Raw genomic sequence first — 21221 nt, 5'->3', positions numbered from 1 at the left:
TCTGTGTGTACTAACAAATAATCCTTTTGTCCACAGTTGTAACATATCCCCTAAATTAATGACAAAAGCATCTTCTATACAGGGAGCATCGATCCATTCTTCTTGAGTATGAACTCTCAAAGAAGGCTCGGGAAAATATTCTTGAATTAAAACTGTAAATATACCATTATCAGTATGTTTTCCTGCTTTTCCCATCCCTGCTGGATAATAAATCGTGCGTTGGATTAATGTTGGTTCTGTAAAAAATCTATCAAACCAATTAGCTTCTAATCCTAAAGCTAAGGCTAATCCTTTTAATAATTTAGGAGTTACCTTGGTCATAATTTCATTTTGTAGCTGATAATGAGAGCTGGCAAAACCTGGAGCTACACTATCATCAGGTATAACTGTCGGACCTGTAAAGGGTTCATCCGATAAAGGTCTCTCTATACCTAAATCAAAAATTTGTTTAGGGTCAAACCCAATTTCTTTATTCAGAAATTCTCCATACAAAGGAACGTAACCCCTGGAAGTTTTGGGATAAACTTTTTGGAGGTCTTGACGGTAGTTTAATTTAACATCTTCAGGTAGTTCAAAAAATTTCCGGGATGCCTCAATAGTTTGATTAACTATTTCTGGGGAAACTCCATGTTCTTTAAGATAGAAAAAGCCATGTTCGTAGCAGACATCATACAATTTTTTGATTTCTTCAGGGCTAGCTTTTTCTAATTCTGATAAAGAGATAATTGGCAGACTTTTCATAGTATCAATTATTTACCTAATATAGTTTGATATCATTTCCGCTGGTATCGGAAAGTGTAAACCGGCACAGGCAAGATGCCTATTCCACAAGATAAATATCTAGCAGGAAATTTAAGTTTTTTCGGGGTTAATACCCTTAATTGTAAGAATACTAAAGCCTTCATCCCCAAATTCATAATTCATAATTCATAATTCATAATTCTTACCTTTTTACCGAAAAATCAAGGTTTAAAGCCTTTCCTTTCAAGGATAAAAAAGCGGTTGGCAAGCGGAGCAGTCCGTTAGGATGGGATGGCGAGGAAACCTTGCCATATCCAATCAAGCAAGAGAAGAAAAAAAATTTCCTTTTTAACCAATCCTTTTCTTTTTAAGAAGAGGTAATTATTAATTATTAATTGTTCATTATTAATTATTCAAAATACCGATGCTACCGGACATAATATGATTTACCATCTAAAATTCCGCAACAAAAATCATAGAGTTAGCTAATTTTTGCCTTCCTCTATTCCTAGAAAATAGTTAAGGTTTTGGTAAAACCTAGGGAGTTGATTCTATCAGGTTTTCTGTTTGACTCTTTTGCCGTTCTGCTAAACTTATCTAAACTTACTCATACATGGTTGCACGAGTTTTTTAGGGGCGAATAGCCACCAAGCTCATACTTCCTGCTTTGCTGACGCAATGCTGCACAAACATGGAACACTACTAACCGCAGTCTGTAACCTATCTTCAAGAACAGGCTTCAAATCGGTTGCAAGTCAAGCTACTGATGCACATAATTTTCGCTTGTTGAGTCTATAGCAAAATAACAAAGGCTATCTTAAAAATACTCAGATTAATTCAAAAACAGTACCCGAGCGACACTTTTAATAATCTTCTATTCATAGAGATAAGTAGAAGTAGTGCTGCATAACTTTTCGGGATGGAAAAATTATCAGAATCAACATCCTAGGTAAAACTAGCTGCACGCGATCGCCTAAGTTATATTTGATTAACTTTGACTAGGCTAGCTTTTGCTCTTCGCTTAGGGCAACTTGTTGATAATTAACAAACTAGAAATGCCCAATAATGCGCCCCTTCTTCGGCAATATATGGACCATCTTGAACATGATTGACCAATTTGACTTTTCCTTCTTGTTGGTAGCGATCGCAAACCTCTTGGAAATTAGTGCTATCGTAATAGCTCTTGCGGGTACTTACTACTACCCAACCACCAGGTTTGGTAATGCGGATTAATTCTGACAAAGCAGTTGGAGGCACATGACCTAAAGTAAATACCCCGCAACAAACTGTAGCATCATACTGATTGTCCTCATAAGCTTTATTTATTTTAGTGAGGTCAATTCCACTTTCCAGAACATTATAAGCACCTGTTGAGCGAGCTTTTTCTACCATTCCTTCAGACAGATCGGAGCCATCTACATGATGATAACCTTTTGCCTTAAGGACAATACCTACTAAACCTGTTCCGCACCCTGCGTCCAGGATTTCAATATTTTTATTACTGGCATCTATTGCTTTCAAGCCATTATTGCTCTTGAGACTTGCTAAGAAATTCACAATGTACTCAGGACCGATATATTCTTCATTAGATACATCACGATCATAAGCTACTGCCCATTTATCGTAATATTCTTGTATCTTTTCAGAATCGCCAGACAAAGTATGAGCTTCTTTGATTGCGTCAAAACTATCGTTAGTTTGTGCTTTTACTGCTTGATTCATAATTTTTAATTATTTTCAACTACTTTTTTTCGTTTTTCTTTGCCACTGCTTTTTCCTAGCTTGTGTTGTTTTTAATAACATTCTGCTAGAAGCATTGAGGTAATATTAAGTGTTCGAGCCTTAATTAAACTGCTGCTTCATAAAACCGATATCAAACGTCTCTCTTGGTGCGCGTTCCCTCTCTTGGTGCGCGTTCCCCAAGCGAGCTGTCGGCGACGCGGGGTCGCACCGCATCATAAGACATTTTACTGTTTACTTCCTGCTTTCCTACGGAATGCTACGCAAACAACTGAGGCCGTCGGCGGTTACTCATCCACAGGCATTAACGGTCCTTGCGACCGCATCTCTCAAATTTATACTGGCGTTTAAATCTCTATCTATTGACAAGCCACACTCAGAACATTCATAAGTTCTAAGGTTTAGTGGCATATCTTGGACGTGACCGCAATAGGAGCAAGTTTTTGATGATGGGAAAAATCTATCAACTACTACTAGCTCAGAGCCGTACCACTCAGTTTTGTATTCAAGCTGTCGCCTAAATTCATAAAATCACTATCTGCTAAATGATTTTAGCTAGTTTATGATTAGCTAACATACCGCTCACATTGTCATACTTCGCTTGAGCAACAATGCTGTGGTTTTTAGCTAGATATGTTGTCAATTTATGAAGCACGTCTTTACGGATATTAGCTACCTTTGTATGTAGCTTGGCAATTTTAAGTTGCGCCACCTTCGAGTTAGCTGAACCAATCTTTTTATTGCGGTTCTAGGAAACCATCTATCAACAACGATTAGCTCAGCCCATGAATCCTAGTAGCATAAAACAGATAATCCCAGATTTTTATAGATAATACCAGATTTTAGCCAACAGTTACAAGCCCTCAAAAAATTGCCACCTTCCTTAAGGTAAATGTTTAACTGAGCCTAAAATTGAAACCATTTTTGCCATCTTGTCATTTTCTCACCTTATGGTATTTTGCCATTCTTGTCTAAATTCATCTGCATTAACTTTACTGATCGTAGCAATATTTCGTTGATCGCCTGATTAGTTATTGAAAATCAAACACCATATTACCACATCTATCAGAGAGTATTTGTTAAAAAATATTAAATCCTTACCTAGATTGGGTTTTACTAGCGCCATACGAAAAGGAAGCAATAAAGCAAACTCATAGGCCAAACTATTAACTTTTCGCCGTAACCAACTAACATTAAGCACTCTAGCTATATTAATCTTTACTTCAGAAATACTCTAAATTAATTCCATATTTTTTCTGAAATGAGCTACTGTAACAGTTTAATGCGCTGATATTCAATGGACATAATTTGATTTATGTCCATCAGGAGTGGGAGCAGTCAACCCAGGTATTCTTAATTCTAGATTGTTTTGCAATCATTCTGATCGCTCTCAACTTACTGAGTTGCTATTCGATCTGCTTGACGATATTTGATTAATTTATCTGTAGGAGTAGTGTCACTTTTGCTTACTCTGGTGAAGGCAAACACCAGAGAATTTCCCCTACAAGGCATAGAAAGTCAGCCACTACAAAAAATTCATCTTTTGATTTACCAACCCTCTTTCTTCTTGTATTCTACCGCTGGTCTGAGCACTCAGTTCGTTGCTTAAACTATAACCTTCTTGATCTGCACTCACATCAAACTTGACATTAGCACAATCAACTGCTATATAGGATAAATTACCCACAGGCAATGCAAAACTATAAATTCCTGGTTTTGTCACAATACTTGCAATTTAGTTTGTACTATTGTAGTTCGTTGTCGAAGTTTCTATCCATGTAGCGCCTTTGTTTATTGCCTCAATCAAACCATTTTTGCTATACATATTTTCTAACATCTGCTATACAATACCTATACAATTCCGGCAAAAATAGGTAAAACCTGGGTAATGCCCGTCAAAGATGTTTGTTTCTTGCTTCAACCTGGGAGGCCGGCCTCGTCCAGTTCACAAGCGTAAATTCGGGTATAGCCTACCCTACGAGATTGATTAACTTCCCCATACTGAGATAACACCAGCGCCACATTCATGTCCCGGTCTATTCTCATTCCACAGTGAGGACAATTCCCCAGTGCGGTCTTTTAGCTTTAATTCGTATTGGAATACGACCGCAATTATGACAAGTTTTGGATGATGGAAACCACTGGTTCGTAGGGACGTTGCATAACAAAAATGCGAACGTCCCTACAGCACTACCGTCCCACCAGAGCTTAAGATTTTGGTTGTCAATCGTTGTCTAAATTCATAAAATCCAAGCCTTGCTATTGATGCTCCTGGGGTAAGGGCAAAAAGGCGATCGGCGCCTGAGAGTCTCTAGTTACTTCTTTATGGGAAATCTTCCCATATTGTTACTCCTGATGCTACCACTATTTCTTTATAGTTATACCGATAATGAACTTTGAGCGTGTAGCCTTTCTCATGTAATTTGAGTATCATTGGCCGACCTTGTGTGTTTGTTCCAATGAATGAAACTTTAGTTTTATCTGTCATCAAAAATATTTCTGGCTCAAGGTACAAAAAGTCCTATATATTCAAGATTAGTTGAGAATCTGACTATAGTCAACACTTAACTTTTGGCTTAATCCCTGAGAAATGGGAAGAAACTCTAGGATTACACCAGTTGAGTTTCTATCCCTAACATTTTTGGTACTATATCTCGGTTTTTGCTAGTTTTATGCTAACTTTTACTTTTTGGCCCTAAACCTATTGCACCTGCATAGACCGCACGATCGCCCAATTCATCTTCAATCCGCAACAGTCGATTATATTTGGCCACCCGTTCGCTACGACAGAGAGAACCAGTTTTAATCTGACCGGAGCGAGTTCCTACAGCTAAATCGGCAATAGTTGTGTCTTCTGTTTCTCCCGAACGGTGACTGATAACTGAGCGATAACCATTACGAGTTGCTAAGTCAATGGTTTCTAGAGTTTCGGTCAAGGAACCGATTTGGTTGAGTTTAATCAAAATTGAATTACCAGCAGCCATATCAATACCTTGTTGTAGGCGAGAAGCATTAGTAACAAATAGGTCATCTCCTACTAATTGGATTTTGCTACCTAACTTTTGAGTTAGCTGGACCCAACTTTCCCAATCTTCTTCGTGTAAAGCATCTTCTATGGACACAATGGGATATCGATCGACTAAACTAGCTAAATAATCAATCAACTCAGTGGGAGAATGACTTGCTCCGTCATAAGTATATTTACCATCTTTGTAAAATTCGCTGGCAGCTACGTCTAACGCTAAGGCAATTTCTTCTCCTGGTTTGTAACCAGCTTTTTCAATAGCTGCAATTAATATATCTAAGGCTTCTTGGTTTGACCCTAAGTTGGGAGCATAACCACCTTCGTCTCCTACTCCACCTAATAAACCTTTCTCTTTTAAAACTCCACTGAGGGTGGCGAAGACTTCTGCTCCCCAACGCAATGCTTCTTTAAATGAGGCAGCACCTACAGGTACAATCATAAATTCTTGAATATCTACATTATTGGCAGCGTGGGCGCCGCCGTTAATGACGTTCATTAGGGGTACTGGAAGTAGACTAGCTTGTGGGCCACCTAAATAGCGATACAATGGCATACCAACAGAGTTAGCTGCTGCTTTAGCTGTTGCTAGGGATACCGCTAGAATTGCGTTGGCTCCTAGATTGCTTTTGTTAGGAGAACCATCTATTTCAATCATTTTGCTATCAACTAAGGTTTGGTTGAGAGCATTAATTTTGACTAGGGTGGGAGTAATTTGTTCTTCTACGTTTTTGACTGCTGTAAGTACCCCTTTGCCACTGTAACGTCCTTTGTCCCCATCCCGAAGTTCGTGAGCTTCAAAGCTGCCTGTTGATGCGCCACTGGGCACTTGGGCTAATCCCATAATCCCATTGACTAGGTGGACTTCTGCTTCTACGGTTGGACGACCACGAGAATCAAGAATTTCTCTAGCGTGGATTGATTCAATAGCTGTCTCCATACTTTTAATTCCTTATTTTGTCAAGTTTAATGCCATTGGCTAAATTTAAGTGCTAGTTATGGTAGACTAGGATTCCAGAATTTTTATCGTCTCTGGAGTGATCAAACAGGATTGAGTCCCACAACCCCTGTGAAAAAACAACTTCTGTACGGGCGAACGGCCGTTCGCCCCTACTTCTGACTTCTGACTTCGTTCAGGGGAGTTGTATTTTTGGACCATAATTAGCAATCTTGAGCTATTCCACTGACAGAATAAGGGTGAATTTTGCTTTTTAGCTAGAGATCAAAAATCTTTAATTATTTTATTCGTTATTTTTCTGGGATTCCATTATCATTGATATCAACTAAATATTAAAAGTTTTATATTTTTTTTATAATTGACACTAATTCCCAAAAATAATGCTATCCTTCCTCAAAGGTTCAATTATACCAATTTTATAAATGTTTGCTACAAATGCTATAAATAAGGAAGAAGCAAGAAGCAAGAAGGGATAAACATTCAAAAAAAATAAGGAAATAACGATAGATATAACTATCTAAAATGAATTAGAGCAGCTATTTTTCAGCATATCCGCTCAAGAGCTAGCTTTTCGTAGCATTCTTTTTTCAAAGTGGTATTATTAATTACCGAAATAATTAATAATTAAACAATTAAATAATTAGATAATTCAGGTTTAAAGCTTCCCCAATCAAGGGGAAAAAGCGGTCGTTTCGGCTAAGAGCCGACATGAAAAGCGGAGCTTCCCGAAGGGTGGGATGCCGTTTGCAGAGCATTCCGAAGGATGGGATGGATAGGTCGGCGCCATATCCAATCGACCAAGAGAAATAAATCTTTTCGTTTGAGTCAATCCTCTCCCTTTTTTTGCTCTGCTTTATCAACATCTTTCTTAACATAAAACTTGGGCATTAGTGAGAAGTTATGATTATTTGGTTTGAGAGGCTTTTTCCTCAGAAAAGTATATTGAAAAATACGTTTTTTTGAAGATTCTTACGGACCATCCGGACCACCCGGACCACAAGGTTTTCAGGAGTTCCTTATAAGGGATAGCTTTTAGGGAGAGGTAATTATCCATTATCCATTATCCATTATCCATTAATGAAAGAGCTTAGGCATTTTTACAGCACAAACTAGCTGAAGTTATCGTCAGTCAAGCTTTTTAAGCGAATAAATATTCTTTTGTCATTATGTGCTGCCTATGAAACTAAATTATATAAAAATTTGTTTACTAGGCTGTCTTGCAGGATCTTGATTAAATTCATTATGTATAAATTGCACTGGCTCATAAGTATTAATCCACAAGTGAGCGCCACATTTTGCTGGTTTGTAAGGTTCATAGACGATTTGGCAAGGACCTGGAATATATAACTCATAACCATAATCGTTGCGATCGCCATCCTTCACAGAAAGCACAGGTTTCAATTTCTCTGGAGGCTTACCCTTATTACCTTTAATCTTGCTTTGATTAACATGAATCATTTTAGGTTCCTTGGGTTTTTCCTTGTGCCAGATACCTTTCGGACCGCGCCGAGCCGGAATTATTACAGGCATTCCATTCTCGGAAACTGGTATTTCCCAGAATCTACCATTTTTATCAGCATCTTTGACTCTTCCTTGAGCTAGTAAAACTAATAAACGTTGACGAGAGATACCTAATAACAAAGACGCTTCTCTAGTACCCATGATTTTTACCTCAACTGTTGGACAATAGTCAGTATTGAAAAAAAGTAACTTTGAAAAAGTTACTTACTAAGAATAAGTGTAAACGAAAATTGTTACTTTTCCATTACTGTCATAAAACGTAAAAGATTGTTGGTCTTTTTTCCTTTTTAACTGAGGATATTTACTTGTTCCCTATTTCGGTTTAAATGCTTCACCTAGATTTTCACGCAGCACTTTGCTAAATGCGAGATGAATAATTAGGGCTTGCTGATTAAATCTCAAAGCATTTGCATTCTAATAGTTTGAGCAATTTTATGTCTTGAAAAATACCTGGTTTTCAGCTCTTCATGCTCAAAAAGTTAGCATTTTGGGCAAGAGTTGAGCAAAAAAAATTCTTCTCTACTCCGCTGAAATTCAAGAAGGCGAAACCGTTGCCTGTTCACCCATCTCCACGTCTCCGCGTCCCCGCGTCCCCGCGTCCCCGCCTGTCCACGTCCCCGCGTCCTACCCGCAGCAACCAATTTATTCAGCAGACCCTAATTATTTGTCCAGGCATATTCTGTTTGCTTTTTTACATAGTTAGTAAAGACTTTTTTAGGTTCTAAAATTCGCACAGGGCTAACTCAGGCTAATTTCGCATTGCACGTTTGTTAACTTTGTTCATGCCAGAAGTTCCATTCACCATATTAAGGCCATAGTTTTCAACAATTAATAATTAATAATGAATAATTAATAATTACCTCTCCTTGAAACTGATAGGATTGACTCTTGCATACAATTTTTATTTATTATCCCCTATCCAAGGGGAGGCTTTAAAGCAAAATTTTTCGGTAAACTAAACGAGCATAGCCAGCAAATTGAGCCATTTTTGAACGCTCCTGGTTACTAAGCTTTAATTCAAGTTTTTTGGCGTACAATCAAATCACCTCCAACCAGATTATCAAGTATTTTTTTTCAAGTCAAAAAAAATACCCATATTTATTTTCAGTTCTTGCCGGGAGCCTGAGATATTGACACTAGCAATCAGCTCCTACTTCCCGCTCCCCTACTCCCCACTGCCTATTCCCTACTCCCTACTCCCTCCGGTCTCAAGCTTTAAATACGATCGCTGGATCGATGCGAGTTACTTTTTGAATGGCAAAGAAAGCTGAACCTACACACATCCCAACAGTTATACCCAATACCCCTAATGCAGACCAAGGTGTAATCAAAATAATAATTCCCCTACTGGCCACCCAACCACTTAATCCTAAACACACTAACATCCCAGGAATATAACCCAAAACTGCCATCCATATTGCCTGCTCTACAATTACTGCGTATAATTCTTTATCCGATGCGCCCATTGCCTTGAGAGTACCAAACTCCTTAATATGGTCAGACACAGAAGAATACAAAATCTGAGCTACCACAACTATGCCCACAATTACACCTACCACTGCCCCCATTCCCAAAACTAAACCAATATTTGTTCGTGCCAACCAAAAAAATCTAGTTTTCTCAGATAATTCCTCTTTAGTATAAGTATTAGTACCCGTCATTACCTCTTCTATTCTTTGTTTTAATACTTGTAAATCTTCACCTGGTTTAGCTTTTACTAAAATATAAGCTATCGGGTCTGCTATTTCTAACTTTTTGGGTGTGGGTATTTCCTCTAACTTTTGAGTGGGGTCTTTTTTGTCCACTACTTTAGTACATTCGAGATTTCCTGCTCCTACCACTTTGCAGTTAACTTCAGCATTAATACCTGCACTGATGTAGTTATTAGCATTTTCCAGAGATGTAAATAATAAGGTACTTGATACAATTGATTGAGTACCTTTTGTCACTGCAACTAATTTTGCTGGTAGGGAACCTGCCATTGCCGTTGTTCCTACTCCTTCTGAGAGCATACTGGATAACCTGCTTTGGTCGGCCATCACTGCAAAAGGTTGTTTTAAGTCCCTGGCATTACCTTCAATAACGTTTCCAGGATTAAATAATTGTCCATCTGGGTCAAATCCAATTACCATTAATGGACTCATTTCTCCATTTTGAGGTCGCCATCTAACCCCTCCTAAAATTAAAGGTTCTGCTTGCTGGACACCATCTATAGTTTTGGCCTGGCTCAATTGACCATAAAGTAGGGGGTCTGTCAGCTCAAAGTTGACCATTTCATCAGAGGCAATCCAAATATCTGCATTGGATTTATCTATTAATAAGGTTGTGGAACGGGCAAAACCATTTAATATGCCTGTTTGGATTGTTACTAAGCTAACTGCAAATAATATCCCTGCTTGGGCTACTATAAACCGAGGAATATCTTCTAATAAATTTTTGCGAGCTATAGAAGCCATATTATTTGAATCAAAAGTCCTATATATATGGTGGATAGACTATAATTTATAATTTTCAAAGTCTAATTTAGAATTAGATATTTAATGTCTCTATAACTACCACAATTACTTGAATAAAGAATCTCCATACTCTTAAACCTAAGACCTACAACGTTCTTAAATTATTGATTTTTACTGTGTTGTTTTGCTAAATCTTCGTTGAGAATTAAAAATTGAGAATTGAAATACAAAATTTTCAAATTCTCAATTCTAATTTTATCTTGAATGTCTCTACAACTGCCACAATTACTTGAAGAAAGAATTTCCATACTCTTAAATCTAAGACCTACAACGTTCTTAAATTATTGATTTTTACTGTGTTGTTTTACTAAATCTTCCTGATGTAATTCTCTATCTTTAATTGTTAGAAGTTCTGGAATTGTCACAAATTCTGAATTGAGAATTCTCAATTCTAATTTTATATTAGACATATCCGATAATCAAAAATCTGTGGTGGTGCTGAGGAATGGTAGAGAGAGTGTGGGAGGTGTGGGAGGTGTGGGAGGTGTGGGAGGTGTGGGAGGTGTGGGAGGTGTGGGAAGAAATTACAAAACTTATGTATCTTCGCCATTCCTCAGCAGGACTACCCAAAAATCAAATCAATCCCACGTGCTATATACATCTACTCTTTCCTCCTAAAGAGTAGGGACACCGTTATGCAACGTCCCTACCTATCTCCCTACTCCCTATTTTCCATAGAAGTCTATTGAATGTCTGCTGCTTGACATCCTCCCGAGGCTGCTCTTACCAGACAGCATGGGATTCGCTAACATCCCTGATAGGGGGTTTCTGCTGCCTCTATCAGAGGAGCTGCGCTAACATAGCACCTACCTCCGAGGCCGAACCTCTTTCCGGTCTTACGGTCGCTCCTAAAGACTTGCCAGCGCCGCCAAAGGGGGTCTCCCCCTAGTGCGACTGGCGCTGACACTGCTAGTCCAGCCACCTTATTTTTTGACCATAGTATCCTATTATATCGCTTACACACGTAAATTTTTAACAAGTGTCGAAACTCTACAACTGCCACAATTACTTGAAGTTGAATTTCCATACTCTTAAACCTAAGACCTACAACTTTCTTCAATTATTGATTTTTACTGTGTTGTTTTGCTAAATCTTCCTGATGTAATTCTCTATCTTTAATTGTTAGAAGTTCTGGTATTGTTACAAATTCATAGTCTTGCTGTTTCAAACCAGCAATAATATTGGGTAGAGCTTCTACAACATGGCCTCTTGGACCGCCACCATCATGTAGCAATACAATTCCACCATTGCTAGCTTTATTCAAAACCTTTTTGGTAATTTCTTGAGCTGACCTGTAATACCAGTCCACAGAATCAGCAGACCATAGGACTACAGTGTGTTTACGTTCTTTAGCATAGTCAGCTAAACCATTTTCGAGAACGCCACCAGGAGGTCGAAATAGGTTAGTAGTCCTACCTGTTATTTTATATATAAGGTCTGCTGTACGTCCAATTTCACTTTTGATGCGGTCTGGACTCATTTTACTCTTTTTAGAGGGGTGGTTCCATGTGTGATTAGCAATAACATGACCTGCTTCTACAATTTTTTTGCCTATTTCTTGACGTTCGTTTAAATGTTGGCCAACCACGAAAAAAGTTGCTTTAATGTTATGTTTTTTGAGAATATCTAATATTTGTTCTGTAGTTCTGTTCCAGGGACCATCATCAAAGGTTAAGGCTATAACTTTTTGTTGGTTTTTGAGAGTAATATTTTTAACTACTTTTCCTTGAAATCTTTTGGGAACACTAAAATTAAATGTTCTTAATTCTAATTCTCTGAGTTTTTGTCGAGTTTTATTGATATTTTTAGCAACAACTGAACTAATTTTAATTACTTCTAATTGTTTTTTTTTGTAACTTGCTGGTTGATTAATTATATCTGTATTTCTTTTTGTAGTTGCTGTTGTAGTTGATTGTTGGTTTGCCAATATATCTAAGGGTAGTAGCATCCCTATTAAAAAACTCCCACTAGCTGCGATGATTGTTGCTAAAGATTTTCCTTGCCTAGATAATACATCTAAATTTGTCATTTTTTTTCTTTCTACAGATATGTTAAATAATTAATAATTACCTATTCTTATAATGAAGAGGATTGGATTTGCTTAAAAGGATTTTTTTTCTTCTCTTAGTAGATTAGATATGGTTAGGTAACCTATTCATCCCACCCTACGGTAAGCTCTGCTTTTTCGTATAGGGAATGCTCCGCAAACATGTCGGCGACAGCCGAAAACGACCGCTTTTGCTCCATGAATGGAGAGGCTTTATACCTTAATTTTTGGGTAATTTTATGGGATTATTCAGGGATTTTTAATTTTTTAATTTCTACTTTTTCTTGGATAATTATACTTTCATAATTACTATTTAGTAATGACTATTTTGAGATTGTTAGACATATATTATATAGCAATTTATAAGAAGCGTGAGGTACGCCGATTCATTGGTTATAGGGAACACTTAACTGGGAATAGATATGGAGGGAATAGTGAATAGAATACAATTTGAATATAGGTTTACCTTATTAGGTTGAGAAGGGCTATATAACATCTTTATTTGTCTCTAATTAATCTAATCCTTGCTCTGCTGATTAAATCTCAAAGCATTTAACGATAAAGATTTTAGCTTTTTTAAATACCTAAAAAGTACCTTTTTTTTCAGCTCTTCATGCTCATGCTTGTTAGTATTTTTAGCAAGAATTAGGCAAAAAAAATACTCCCGTACGGACGTTTCGCTATGCGACATGAAACGCATTTTTGTTATGCAACGTCCCTACCTATCTTTCCTACTCCTTAAAAAAGACTTTTGAGCGCAAACCCTAATTAATTTTCCTCCTAAAGTTAATTTAAATAATCTTATTTATTCAGTATTTTCCGGCGCAAGTTTTTTGATAAATATCAACAATTTTTTGGGTTACTTCAGCTATGCTTAAACCATCTGTGCTAATTTCTATAGCATCTGAAGCTTTTCGCAAGGGAGAAATTTCCCGGTTACTATCTTTTTGGTCACGATGAATAATCTCTTTTTCTACTTCTTCTAAGCTGATGTTTGTTTGACCTTTCTGATGTAACTCTAGTAGTCGCCGTCGTGATCGCTCTGTTACAGAAGCTGTTAAAAAAATCTTCACTTCAGAATTTGGAAATACATGAGTGCCAATATCTCGTCCTTCTGCTACTATCCCTCCTTTAGTTCCAAATTGTTGTTGTTGTTTTACCATAAAATATCTTACAGTAGGCTGGGCTGCAATAGCTGAAACATGATTTGTAACTTCCCTACTCCGAATTGCTTCTGTGACATCCTGGCCATTGATCATAACATGACGATTTTCCGGGCCATTAAAGCCGATCTGGCATTGACTGACTAATTCTGCTACTTGGGCCTGGTCTTCAAGTGGTATACCAGCTTGTAGCACCATCCATGTTACAGCCCGATACATTGCTCCCGTGTCCAAGTACAAAAGTCCTAGATTTTGTCCTACTAATTTGGTGACTGTGGATTTGCCTGCACCAGCAGGCCCATCAATGGCAATGATTGGTTGACGGTTTCTCAAGAGTATATTGTCTATTAAACGGCAAGATCCAAGATAAGCAGCGATCGCTAATAAGGCTATATTTTGAATATTTTCTAAAGGTTGTAAAGTTTCAGGATGAACTATTTCTAGATATTCTAGTTTTACTGTTGGTTGAGGTGTTAACTTTTCTTTAACGGCATTTTTTACTTTTTTAATAATATTTGGTGTATTTCGATTCTCTAAAAATATTTGTTTACCATGACAAAGAGAAGTATAAAGTATGGAAGCTTGGTGTTTTTGTTCGGGAGTTAAATATTGATTGCGAGAACTAAGAGCTAATCCTGAAGCTTCACGAATTATTGGGCAAGAAATAATATTAACTGGCAAACTCAAGTCTTTAACTAATTGCTTAATAATTGCTAACTGTTGAGCATCTTTTTGACCAAAATAAGCATTATTTGGCTGAACTAAATTCAATAATTTAGTTACAATTGTTGCTACTCCCTGAAAAAAATTAGGTCGAGAAGCTCCACACATAATTGATGTTGTATGAGATGGAGGAACAACTGTAGTTGTATAATTTTGAGCATTAGTTGATAGCTCATTTTCCATACCAATTGTTTCGGGAGTAGGAGCAAAAATTACATCTACTCCTTCTTGTTCGCAAAATTTTTTATCTATTTGTAACTGTCTAGGATATTTTTGAAAATCTTCGCTAGGAGCAAACTGTAAAGGATTAACAAAAATACTAACAACAGTAATTTTATTTTCTTCTCTAGCACGTTTAATTAAGCTTAAATGTCCTTCATGCAAAGCTCCCATTGTCGGAACTAAACCAATAGTATAAGGATATTTTTGTGGTTCATTTCGCAGTAAATTTAAGTAGCAGTGCAAACCTGCAATAGTAGTAAATAAACGCATTTTTTTATGTAATAATTCAGTAGGTAGCAGGCAAGATACTTATTCGACTCGACAAAAGTTTTATTCTTGGTCTTTGTACCTCATATACTTGAAATTTTCTGTATAGCAGTTGCTGCATAGCGCGGGTAAAACTATAAAACTTCAAAGTTATTACTTGTAAAGTTTTGACTGAAGTTGAATACTGAATGCTATATATCATCGACCATTGAATAATTATAAATGAATCGTTATTAGGAACATAAGAATATTGACATTGGGGAGAAAGAAAGTCAAGGATAGTAGGAAATAGAAAGTTTTTTGATTTAGCTATTATCGGAAGAAAATATTATTCGCTATGAAGCAAAATTAAATAGATAAACTACTGTATATTTAATATATATTTATGATTAGTTATTTGGAATTAGCTAATAGGTTAAAAGCTTTTTATATTCCCTATTTCCTTTTCCTCTTATCTATGTTTTTCTCAAAATTAAGACATATAAATAATTCACATTTTTCATCTATTTTTGTTTATTTTTTTGACATATCATTCAGACCACCTTTAACGAAGTAAGATAGGATAGCAGTAGAGTTGGCGAGGTAAAAAATTTATTTTTGTAATGGGAATTTTGAGCATCCCTAAAAACATCTCGCCTTAAAATGTGAGGTAGCGCGACCCAACTCTTTTGATTACTCAATATTACAATTCACTTAAATTTGTAGGCAAAATTTGTGATTTACAATAGTCGATATTTAGGTTTTCGTTCAGATGAGTTTTTATTCTATCTGAACTGTATTTACTTATAACATGAAATCCAATTATACAGTTATCGTCTTTGCTAAAATTCATCAAGATAGAGCTTGATCGGTATACTCTTAAAAAATTTCTGCAACTTAAATCCTTCCTTTTTTTCTGACTTGTTATACCATTTTCATAAAACATTGCTACAGTTACAGAACAGCTAAAAAGAGATAAAAAACGCCGGAACCAGGAAATATAAATAGACAAAAAATGGAGGAAAAAAATTTAATTTTGACAATGAATGGAAGCCATCAAGTATTAAATTTTAGGAATAAACTACAAATTGAAATGTAACAGCATTTTTTGAATTTGGTATTACTTTCTTTAGTCATACGATAATTAATTCTTGCTCTGCTGATTAAATATCAAAGCATTTATATATAAGAGTTTTAACCATTTTAATAGGAGTTACAATTGTTGCTCAATTTTTCTATCCAACTCTTGCTGTTAATACTAATTTTTTGAGGCTTTTTAACTCAAACAGGCGCACTTTTTCAAGACTTAAAAACGCCAATACCTTTATTTTTAAACACTTTCAGATTTAATCAGCAAGTCCTAATTAATAATTATTAATTAAATAATTCAGCTTTATTAGCCTCCCCAATAAAGGGGAAAAAAGTGTTAGGATATTTGCTTATATTCAATAGAGTTACGGTTTTAACCAGAGGTAATTATCCATTATCCATTAATGAAGATATTTTATAATCTACCGTAATTCACCGAATATTAGTTATTTAATCCTGTTTATAATTTTTTTTCACATAAAGATATCTTTGAAAACCCTATCATTTGACACCTAAAACCTTCTTTAAATATCTACTCTTGGTCAAGCACCTCTACTTTGACAGGAGCAACTCCACTTTCAATCATGCCTAAAACACTAGCAGCAGCAGACGATACATCAATAACTCTACCTGGAATATATGGACCACGGTCATTAATCCGTACAATAACTGAACTACCATTATTGAGATTAGTTACTCGTACAATTGTGTCAAAAGGCAGAGTTTTATGGGCAGCCGTCATTGCATATTGATTATAACGCTCACCATTGGCACTTAAGCGACCATGAAATCCAGGGCCATACCAAGATGCCCAACCTTGAAAATGCCAGGTTATTGGTCCAATAGCTACTTTTTGTGGTTCAGGTTTTGGTTGACCCACTATTTCTTTTAAAGGAGGAGCATTGTTAATTTGTCGCCGTAGGCGGTTAGTTGCTTGTAAAGTATCTGTTGGTAAGTCATTAGTAGTATCTGGCAGAATAGTTTGCTCATTTATTTCTACTAATTTTTGCTCATTAACCAGAATAATGTAGTCTTCGGTATTTGTATCCCACTCTGCTGTAATCTCCAGATTAGGATTTTCCTCCATAAACTGGTTTAGTCGGGAGGCAACTATTGATGCTCGCCACACCGGATCTTTTTGTTTCTCTGAATTAGAAGATTGAATAGTAGCTATTTTCACCGGAGAGTCTGAGTGTTGATTATCAGTCTTCTTGTTAGTTTGCTCGGGCTCAAGAAAAGTAAGAACTGGAATATTACGAACATAAAGAGTCGCAGCTTGGCGACCAACCAGTTCATGGGCTAGAATTTTAGTAATAGTATTTTCCCCTTCTTGTTTGTTTAACTGATATTCTCCAACTTTTAAAACATCTGCCTCTCTTTTGAGAGAATTATCATTTGTGTCTGAACTTCTATCTATTAGTTCATGTTGTCGATCAATTTTTTCTTCCTGGAGAGTATCAGCATAAGAGTATACTACACCTACACTAGAAAGTATCAGGAAAGCAGTAATACCAATCCAAATTTTGTAGTTCATAAACTTCTTTTTTTCAGGAGCACCCTTTGAGTTGGATTTATCTTGGTATAGTCCAGCAATGGCTATTCCCGATAACTCAGACTCTTCGATGTTTAAGTATTATTAAGCAACTGGAATAGATTATCACAAACCTTTTAAGATTGGGAACCAAATCTTAAAAATTTTTTGGTTAATTTTCTACAAATAAGGCTGATGGTAGAATTCTAGAAATTAGACATCGTAAAAAAAAGGGGATCTGCAAATTACTTTTGCAAAAAAATAATCTTCAGAAAATAGTTTCTTGTACCTTGTTGTCTAAAATACAATCAAAGTTTTGGCCTAAAACATAATGGATTATAAACAAGCTGGTGTTGATGTTGAAGCGGGTCGTGAATTTGTTAATAATATTCGCAATTTGGTTATTAGTACCCACCGACCGGAAGTTTTAGGAGGATTAGGTGGGTTTAGTGGGTTATTTGCTTTACCAACTGGTTACAAAGAAGCAGTTTTGGTTTCTGGTACTGATGGTGTGGGTACAAAGTTGAAACTAGCAAATACTCTGAATTGTCATCATACTGTTGGTATTGATTTAGTTGCTATGTGTGTCAATGATGTGTTGACATCGGGGGCGGAACCTCTGTTTTTTTTGGATTATTTGGCAACAGGAAAATTAAATCAACAACAGTTAACTGAAGTGGTTTCTGGTATTGCAGAAGGATGTCGTTTAGCAGGGTGTGCTTTAATTGGGGGAGAAACTGCAGAAATGCCGGGTTTTTATCTGCCTGGTGAATACGATCTGGCAGGTTTTTGTGTGGGAATTGTAGAAAAAAGTTTGATTTTGGATGGTTCTCAGGTAAAAGTAGGTGATGTGGCAATTGGATTAGAAAGTAGTGGAATTCATAGTAATGGTTTTAGTTTGGTGAGAAAGATTATTGATGAATGCAATATTTCTCTACAAGATAGCCCTGATTTTTGGGAGCAAAAAAGTTTAGGAGAGGCGTTATTAACTCCAACAAAAATTTATGTTAAACCAATTTTAGCAGCGCAAAAGTCTGGCTTAGAAATTCATGGTATGGCTCATATTACTGGGGGTGGTTTACCAGAAAATTTACCTCGTTGTTTGCCAGAAGAAATGTCTATTGATATTGATAGAAATAGTTGGGAAATTCCTCCTATATTTAGGTTGATTTCTGAAGTTGGTAATGTGGATGAGGAGGCAATGTTTAATACTTTTAATATGGGGATTGGTTTTGTAGTTTTAGTGTCACCAAATCAGGTAGAAATGGCAATTAATTTTTTTGTTTCTCAGGGAATAAAGGCTTATTGTTTGGGTGAAGTAAGCTAGTTTTTGATAATACATTGAGGAGATTATAGCTGGGGATTTATTGATGAGAGGTTAGGGAATTGTACTAGGCGAGCAGCAAGAGAACGTATTTTCTAAATTTAGAAAATATGAAGACAAATTAGACTTTCATGGTTAGGGAAAATCAAAGCTTTTAATTATTTTTTGATATAGAATCCGGTTATATAGTCTATGTTTATAACTATACTTCAATATTTAATTTCTCCTACTACCCTACTCCCCCAACTATATAATAAGTATTCAGTTACAGTCGATGGGAGTATCGCTACTCCTCACCTCTGTTTCAAAACCGTGCATGAGAGTTTCCAACTCACACGGCTCCTAATAACTAAGGACACTTGGAGGTTAGGTTCACATACTCCCTTCTTCCCTATTTCCAAGACTCTAGGGTTTGACACTATACTCAGGTGTATTTAGGCTCTTAACCATCGACTTCTTCTTTATAGTGGGCACGGTTTCCACTTCACACCTTGGGAGTTAGTTTTTGCCTCCCGATCGTTTCTGGTTTCACCGCCTACCTTAATTACCTCCTCACGTCTGCATATCCTGATAATTACTTCAGGCTTGCTTCTTGAGGAATCCTATACCCTAAAGGCCATTGGTTAAGCTTTTCCTACTCTTATTTTTGGTATCTCTTGGTCGATTATTGTACCTGCGGGTTTTATTTAGAGTGGTAACGCTTGCCACTTAGAGAGGCCAAAAGGGGTTACTTCGTTCCCTGATATCATTTCACGTTGACTTTAGGCTTAAGCGTTTAGGCCGACCTCAATTAGACACGAAATCAACTCCAGTTGATTGATTCCAATTGTGTGAGGCATACCGTTTTGGTTCAAGGGTATCAATGTCTTTCCCTTGTCTATCATAACGACCCATATACTAGATTCTCATTTTCGATAACCATTGCCAACTTCCCTGGCAGAGGATTGGGATAACATTACCCTTGACGAAGCTTTTAGGCCATGCACGCTCGTGACTGACATTGCTAGTGTCCGAATCCTGGGACTATGGATTCACGTGGTATCCGCACGGGAAGGAATTTAACCTCCATGTATATCAGAGTTACCCTTTTGTAGGGCTGGCTAAACGTAAACCAAGGGGTTTACTTAGGCCAAACGAATCGCACACCGGATTTGATATTATACCCTGATCTTCGTGAATAAGTTTCAGATGATACTAAACTGTAAAGCCTACAAGGAGTGAAAATTTTGGTAGTGCGTCAAGGAAGTGTGGGAAGTGTGGGAAGTGTGGGAAGTGTGGGAAGTGTGGGAAGGCTCTCGAAAGTAGGAGGAATAATTGTACCTGTATCTTTTTGGGAAGTGTCTGCCATCCGTCCTAACTTTTTGATCTTAAAGACTAAAAAATTTACACTTTTTTCGCTCCAAAAATCATCAAACTTTTATATATCAGTGCTTTTAGATTATATTAGCCAGCCCTACTAGGGCGTTTCCCACACTTTGCTGATGCACAACCAAAATTTTAAGCAGTTTTCAGAATAGAAATTCTAGTGTACTAAGAGATTTTTATTCAGTCAGAATGATAATTATAATCATCAGATTTCAGTTGTAAGATTTTAGTGATAATTATTGCTCTGCTGAATAAATCTCAAAGCATTTACAGGTAAAGGTTTTAGACTTTAATGGTCTGAAATACCTTGGTTTTCAGCTCTTCATCAAAATGCATGGAGCGTATTTTGGGCGAGAGTTGGGCAAAAAAATTCTCCCGTACGGACGTTGCTTGAGCATTAATGCGTTTTCCGTTCCAGAATGCTCTGTAAACATGTCGCTCCGCGTTAACGGAGTTATGCGGAACGCTAAACCTCCCTACCTACTCCCCTACTGCCCCGCTCCCCTACTCCTTAAAAAAAGACTTTTGAGCGCAAACCCTAATTAGGTGTCAGCCGTCTAGTAGGAGAGCCGTTAGATTAGGGACGTACAGTCAGAATATAAAAGGATTTTGATTCCTCTTAATTGTTATTAAATATCTATCAAAATTATTCCTGATTGCTATATTTAACTCAATTTGATCTGATATTATGAAAATTCAAATACTTATAAATAATAGCTAATAGAGAAAATAAGTAGAGATTAAATTTTACCGAAACAATTAAACAATTAAACAATTAAATAATTAGATAATTCAGGTTTAAAGCCTCCCCAATAAAGGGGAAAAAGCGGTTGGAAAGCGGAGCAGTCCGTTAGGATGGGATGGATGGGTTACCGGCGCCATATCCAATCAACCAAGAGAAATAAATTTTTTCCCTACCGCGTCAATCCTCTCCCTAAAAGGGAGAGGTAATTATCCATTATCCATTATTGAACCGCTCTACTTTAGATACTTCCGTCACGTGATTGAATCGG

At 36.8% G+C, this 21221-nt stretch carries 15 protein-coding genes and 1 pseudogene; 3 read left to right on the top strand and 13 right to left on the bottom strand.

All coding sequences use genetic code 11. The annotated features are described in order from the left end of the window. The 10 genes and pseudogenes from F6K40_RS28225 to F6K40_RS28185 form a co-directional block, all read right to left on the bottom strand. On the bottom strand, nucleotides 1-741 hold a 741-nt coding region (locus tag F6K40_RS28225; protein ID WP_293140515.1), incomplete at its 3' end, for a 2-oxoglutarate and iron-dependent oxygenase domain-containing protein. 1041 nt (nucleotides 742-1782) lie between these two features. Further along, entirely contained in the window at nucleotides 1783-2463 is a 681-nt protein-coding gene (locus F6K40_RS28220; RefSeq protein WP_293140513.1) for a class I SAM-dependent DNA methyltransferase, read from the bottom strand. A 309-nt stretch (nucleotides 2464-2772) separates the two neighbouring features. Further along, nucleotides 2773-2952: pseudogene (locus F6K40_RS41445) on the bottom strand (zinc ribbon domain-containing protein); the annotation flags it as partial. 70 nt (nucleotides 2953-3022) lie between these two features. Further along, nucleotides 3023-3193: a hypothetical protein gene (locus F6K40_RS41440; RefSeq protein WP_375340603.1), complete on the bottom strand. Its 171-nt coding sequence runs from the start codon at nucleotides 3191-3193 to the stop codon at nucleotides 3023-3025. Nucleotides 3194-4006: 813 nt separating this feature from the next. Beyond that, the gene (locus tag F6K40_RS28210) at nucleotides 4007-4204 is read right to left on the bottom strand and encodes a hypothetical protein (RefSeq protein WP_293140511.1); all 198 of its coding nucleotides are present in this window, start codon (nucleotides 4202-4204) and stop codon (nucleotides 4007-4009) included. 952 nt (nucleotides 4205-5156) lie between these two features. Beyond that, on the bottom strand, nucleotides 5157-6443 hold the full coding sequence (gene eno / locus F6K40_RS28205) for a phosphopyruvate hydratase (RefSeq protein WP_293140509.1): 1287 nt from the start codon (nucleotides 6441-6443) through the stop codon (nucleotides 5157-5159). Nucleotides 6444-7649: 1206 nt separating this feature from the next. Continuing rightward, nucleotides 7650-8123, bottom strand: a complete 474-nt coding sequence (locus F6K40_RS28200) for a hypothetical protein (protein WP_293140507.1) — start codon at nucleotides 8121-8123, stop codon at nucleotides 7650-7652. Between the two features lie 1067 nt (nucleotides 8124-9190). Continuing rightward, nucleotides 9191-10438 (bottom strand): ABC transporter permease, encoded by a 1248-nt coding sequence (locus F6K40_RS28195; protein WP_293140505.1) that lies wholly within the window; start codon nucleotides 10436-10438, stop codon nucleotides 9191-9193. 161 nt (nucleotides 10439-10599) lie between these two features. Then, the gene (locus F6K40_RS28190; RefSeq protein WP_293140503.1) at nucleotides 10600-10746 is read right to left on the bottom strand and encodes a hypothetical protein; all 147 of its coding nucleotides are present in this window, start codon (nucleotides 10744-10746) and stop codon (nucleotides 10600-10602) included. A gap of 33 nt (nucleotides 10747-10779) precedes the next feature. Continuing rightward, nucleotides 10780-10908, bottom strand: coding sequence for a hypothetical protein (locus tag F6K40_RS28185; RefSeq protein ID WP_293140501.1), 129 nt, complete (start codon nucleotides 10906-10908; stop codon nucleotides 10780-10782). A 19-nt stretch (nucleotides 10909-10927) separates the two neighbouring features. On the opposite strand from F6K40_RS28185, the gene F6K40_RS28180 reads away from it, so the two are divergent. Beyond that, complete coding sequence (locus tag F6K40_RS28180) at nucleotides 10928-11116, top strand: hypothetical protein (RefSeq protein ID WP_293140499.1); 189 nt, start codon at nucleotides 10928-10930, stop codon at nucleotides 11114-11116. A gap of 442 nt (nucleotides 11117-11558) precedes the next feature. Here the strand turns inward: F6K40_RS28180 and F6K40_RS28175 are convergent, their stop codons facing one another. From F6K40_RS28175 to F6K40_RS28165, 3 genes are all read right to left on the bottom strand, one after another. Continuing rightward, nucleotides 11559-12527 (bottom strand): polysaccharide deacetylase family protein, encoded by a 969-nt coding sequence (locus F6K40_RS28175; protein ID WP_293140497.1) that lies wholly within the window; start codon nucleotides 12525-12527, stop codon nucleotides 11559-11561. A gap of 827 nt (nucleotides 12528-13354) precedes the next feature. Further along, a complete protein-coding gene (locus F6K40_RS28170) occupies nucleotides 13355-14923 on the bottom strand; it encodes a bifunctional pantoate--beta-alanine ligase/(d)CMP kinase (RefSeq protein ID WP_293140495.1) in 1569 nt (522 codons plus the stop codon). A gap of 1597 nt (nucleotides 14924-16520) precedes the next feature. Further along, nucleotides 16521-17522, bottom strand: coding sequence for a septal ring lytic transglycosylase RlpA family protein (locus F6K40_RS28165; protein ID WP_293140493.1), 1002 nt, complete (start codon nucleotides 17520-17522; stop codon nucleotides 16521-16523). 328 nt (nucleotides 17523-17850) lie between these two features. Here F6K40_RS28165 and purM point away from each other — a divergent pair, with 328 nt between their 5' ends. Together purM and F6K40_RS28155 are read left to right on the top strand one after the other, a co-directional pair. Next, entirely contained in the window at nucleotides 17851-18846 is a 996-nt protein-coding gene (purM, locus tag F6K40_RS28160; RefSeq protein WP_293140491.1) for a phosphoribosylformylglycinamidine cyclo-ligase, read from the top strand. Between the two features lie 1223 nt (nucleotides 18847-20069). Next, entirely contained in the window at nucleotides 20070-20303 is a 234-nt protein-coding gene (locus F6K40_RS28155; RefSeq protein WP_293140489.1) for a hypothetical protein, read from the top strand. Nucleotides 20304-21221: the final 918 nt, after the last annotated feature.

This window comes from Okeania sp. SIO3I5, assembly GCF_010672085.1.
Classification (GTDB): Bacteria; Cyanobacteriota; Cyanobacteriia; order Cyanobacteriales; family Microcoleaceae; genus Trichodesmium.
Note: the sequence above shows the minus strand (reverse complement) of the source record. Positions and strands in the feature narration are given on the sequence as shown.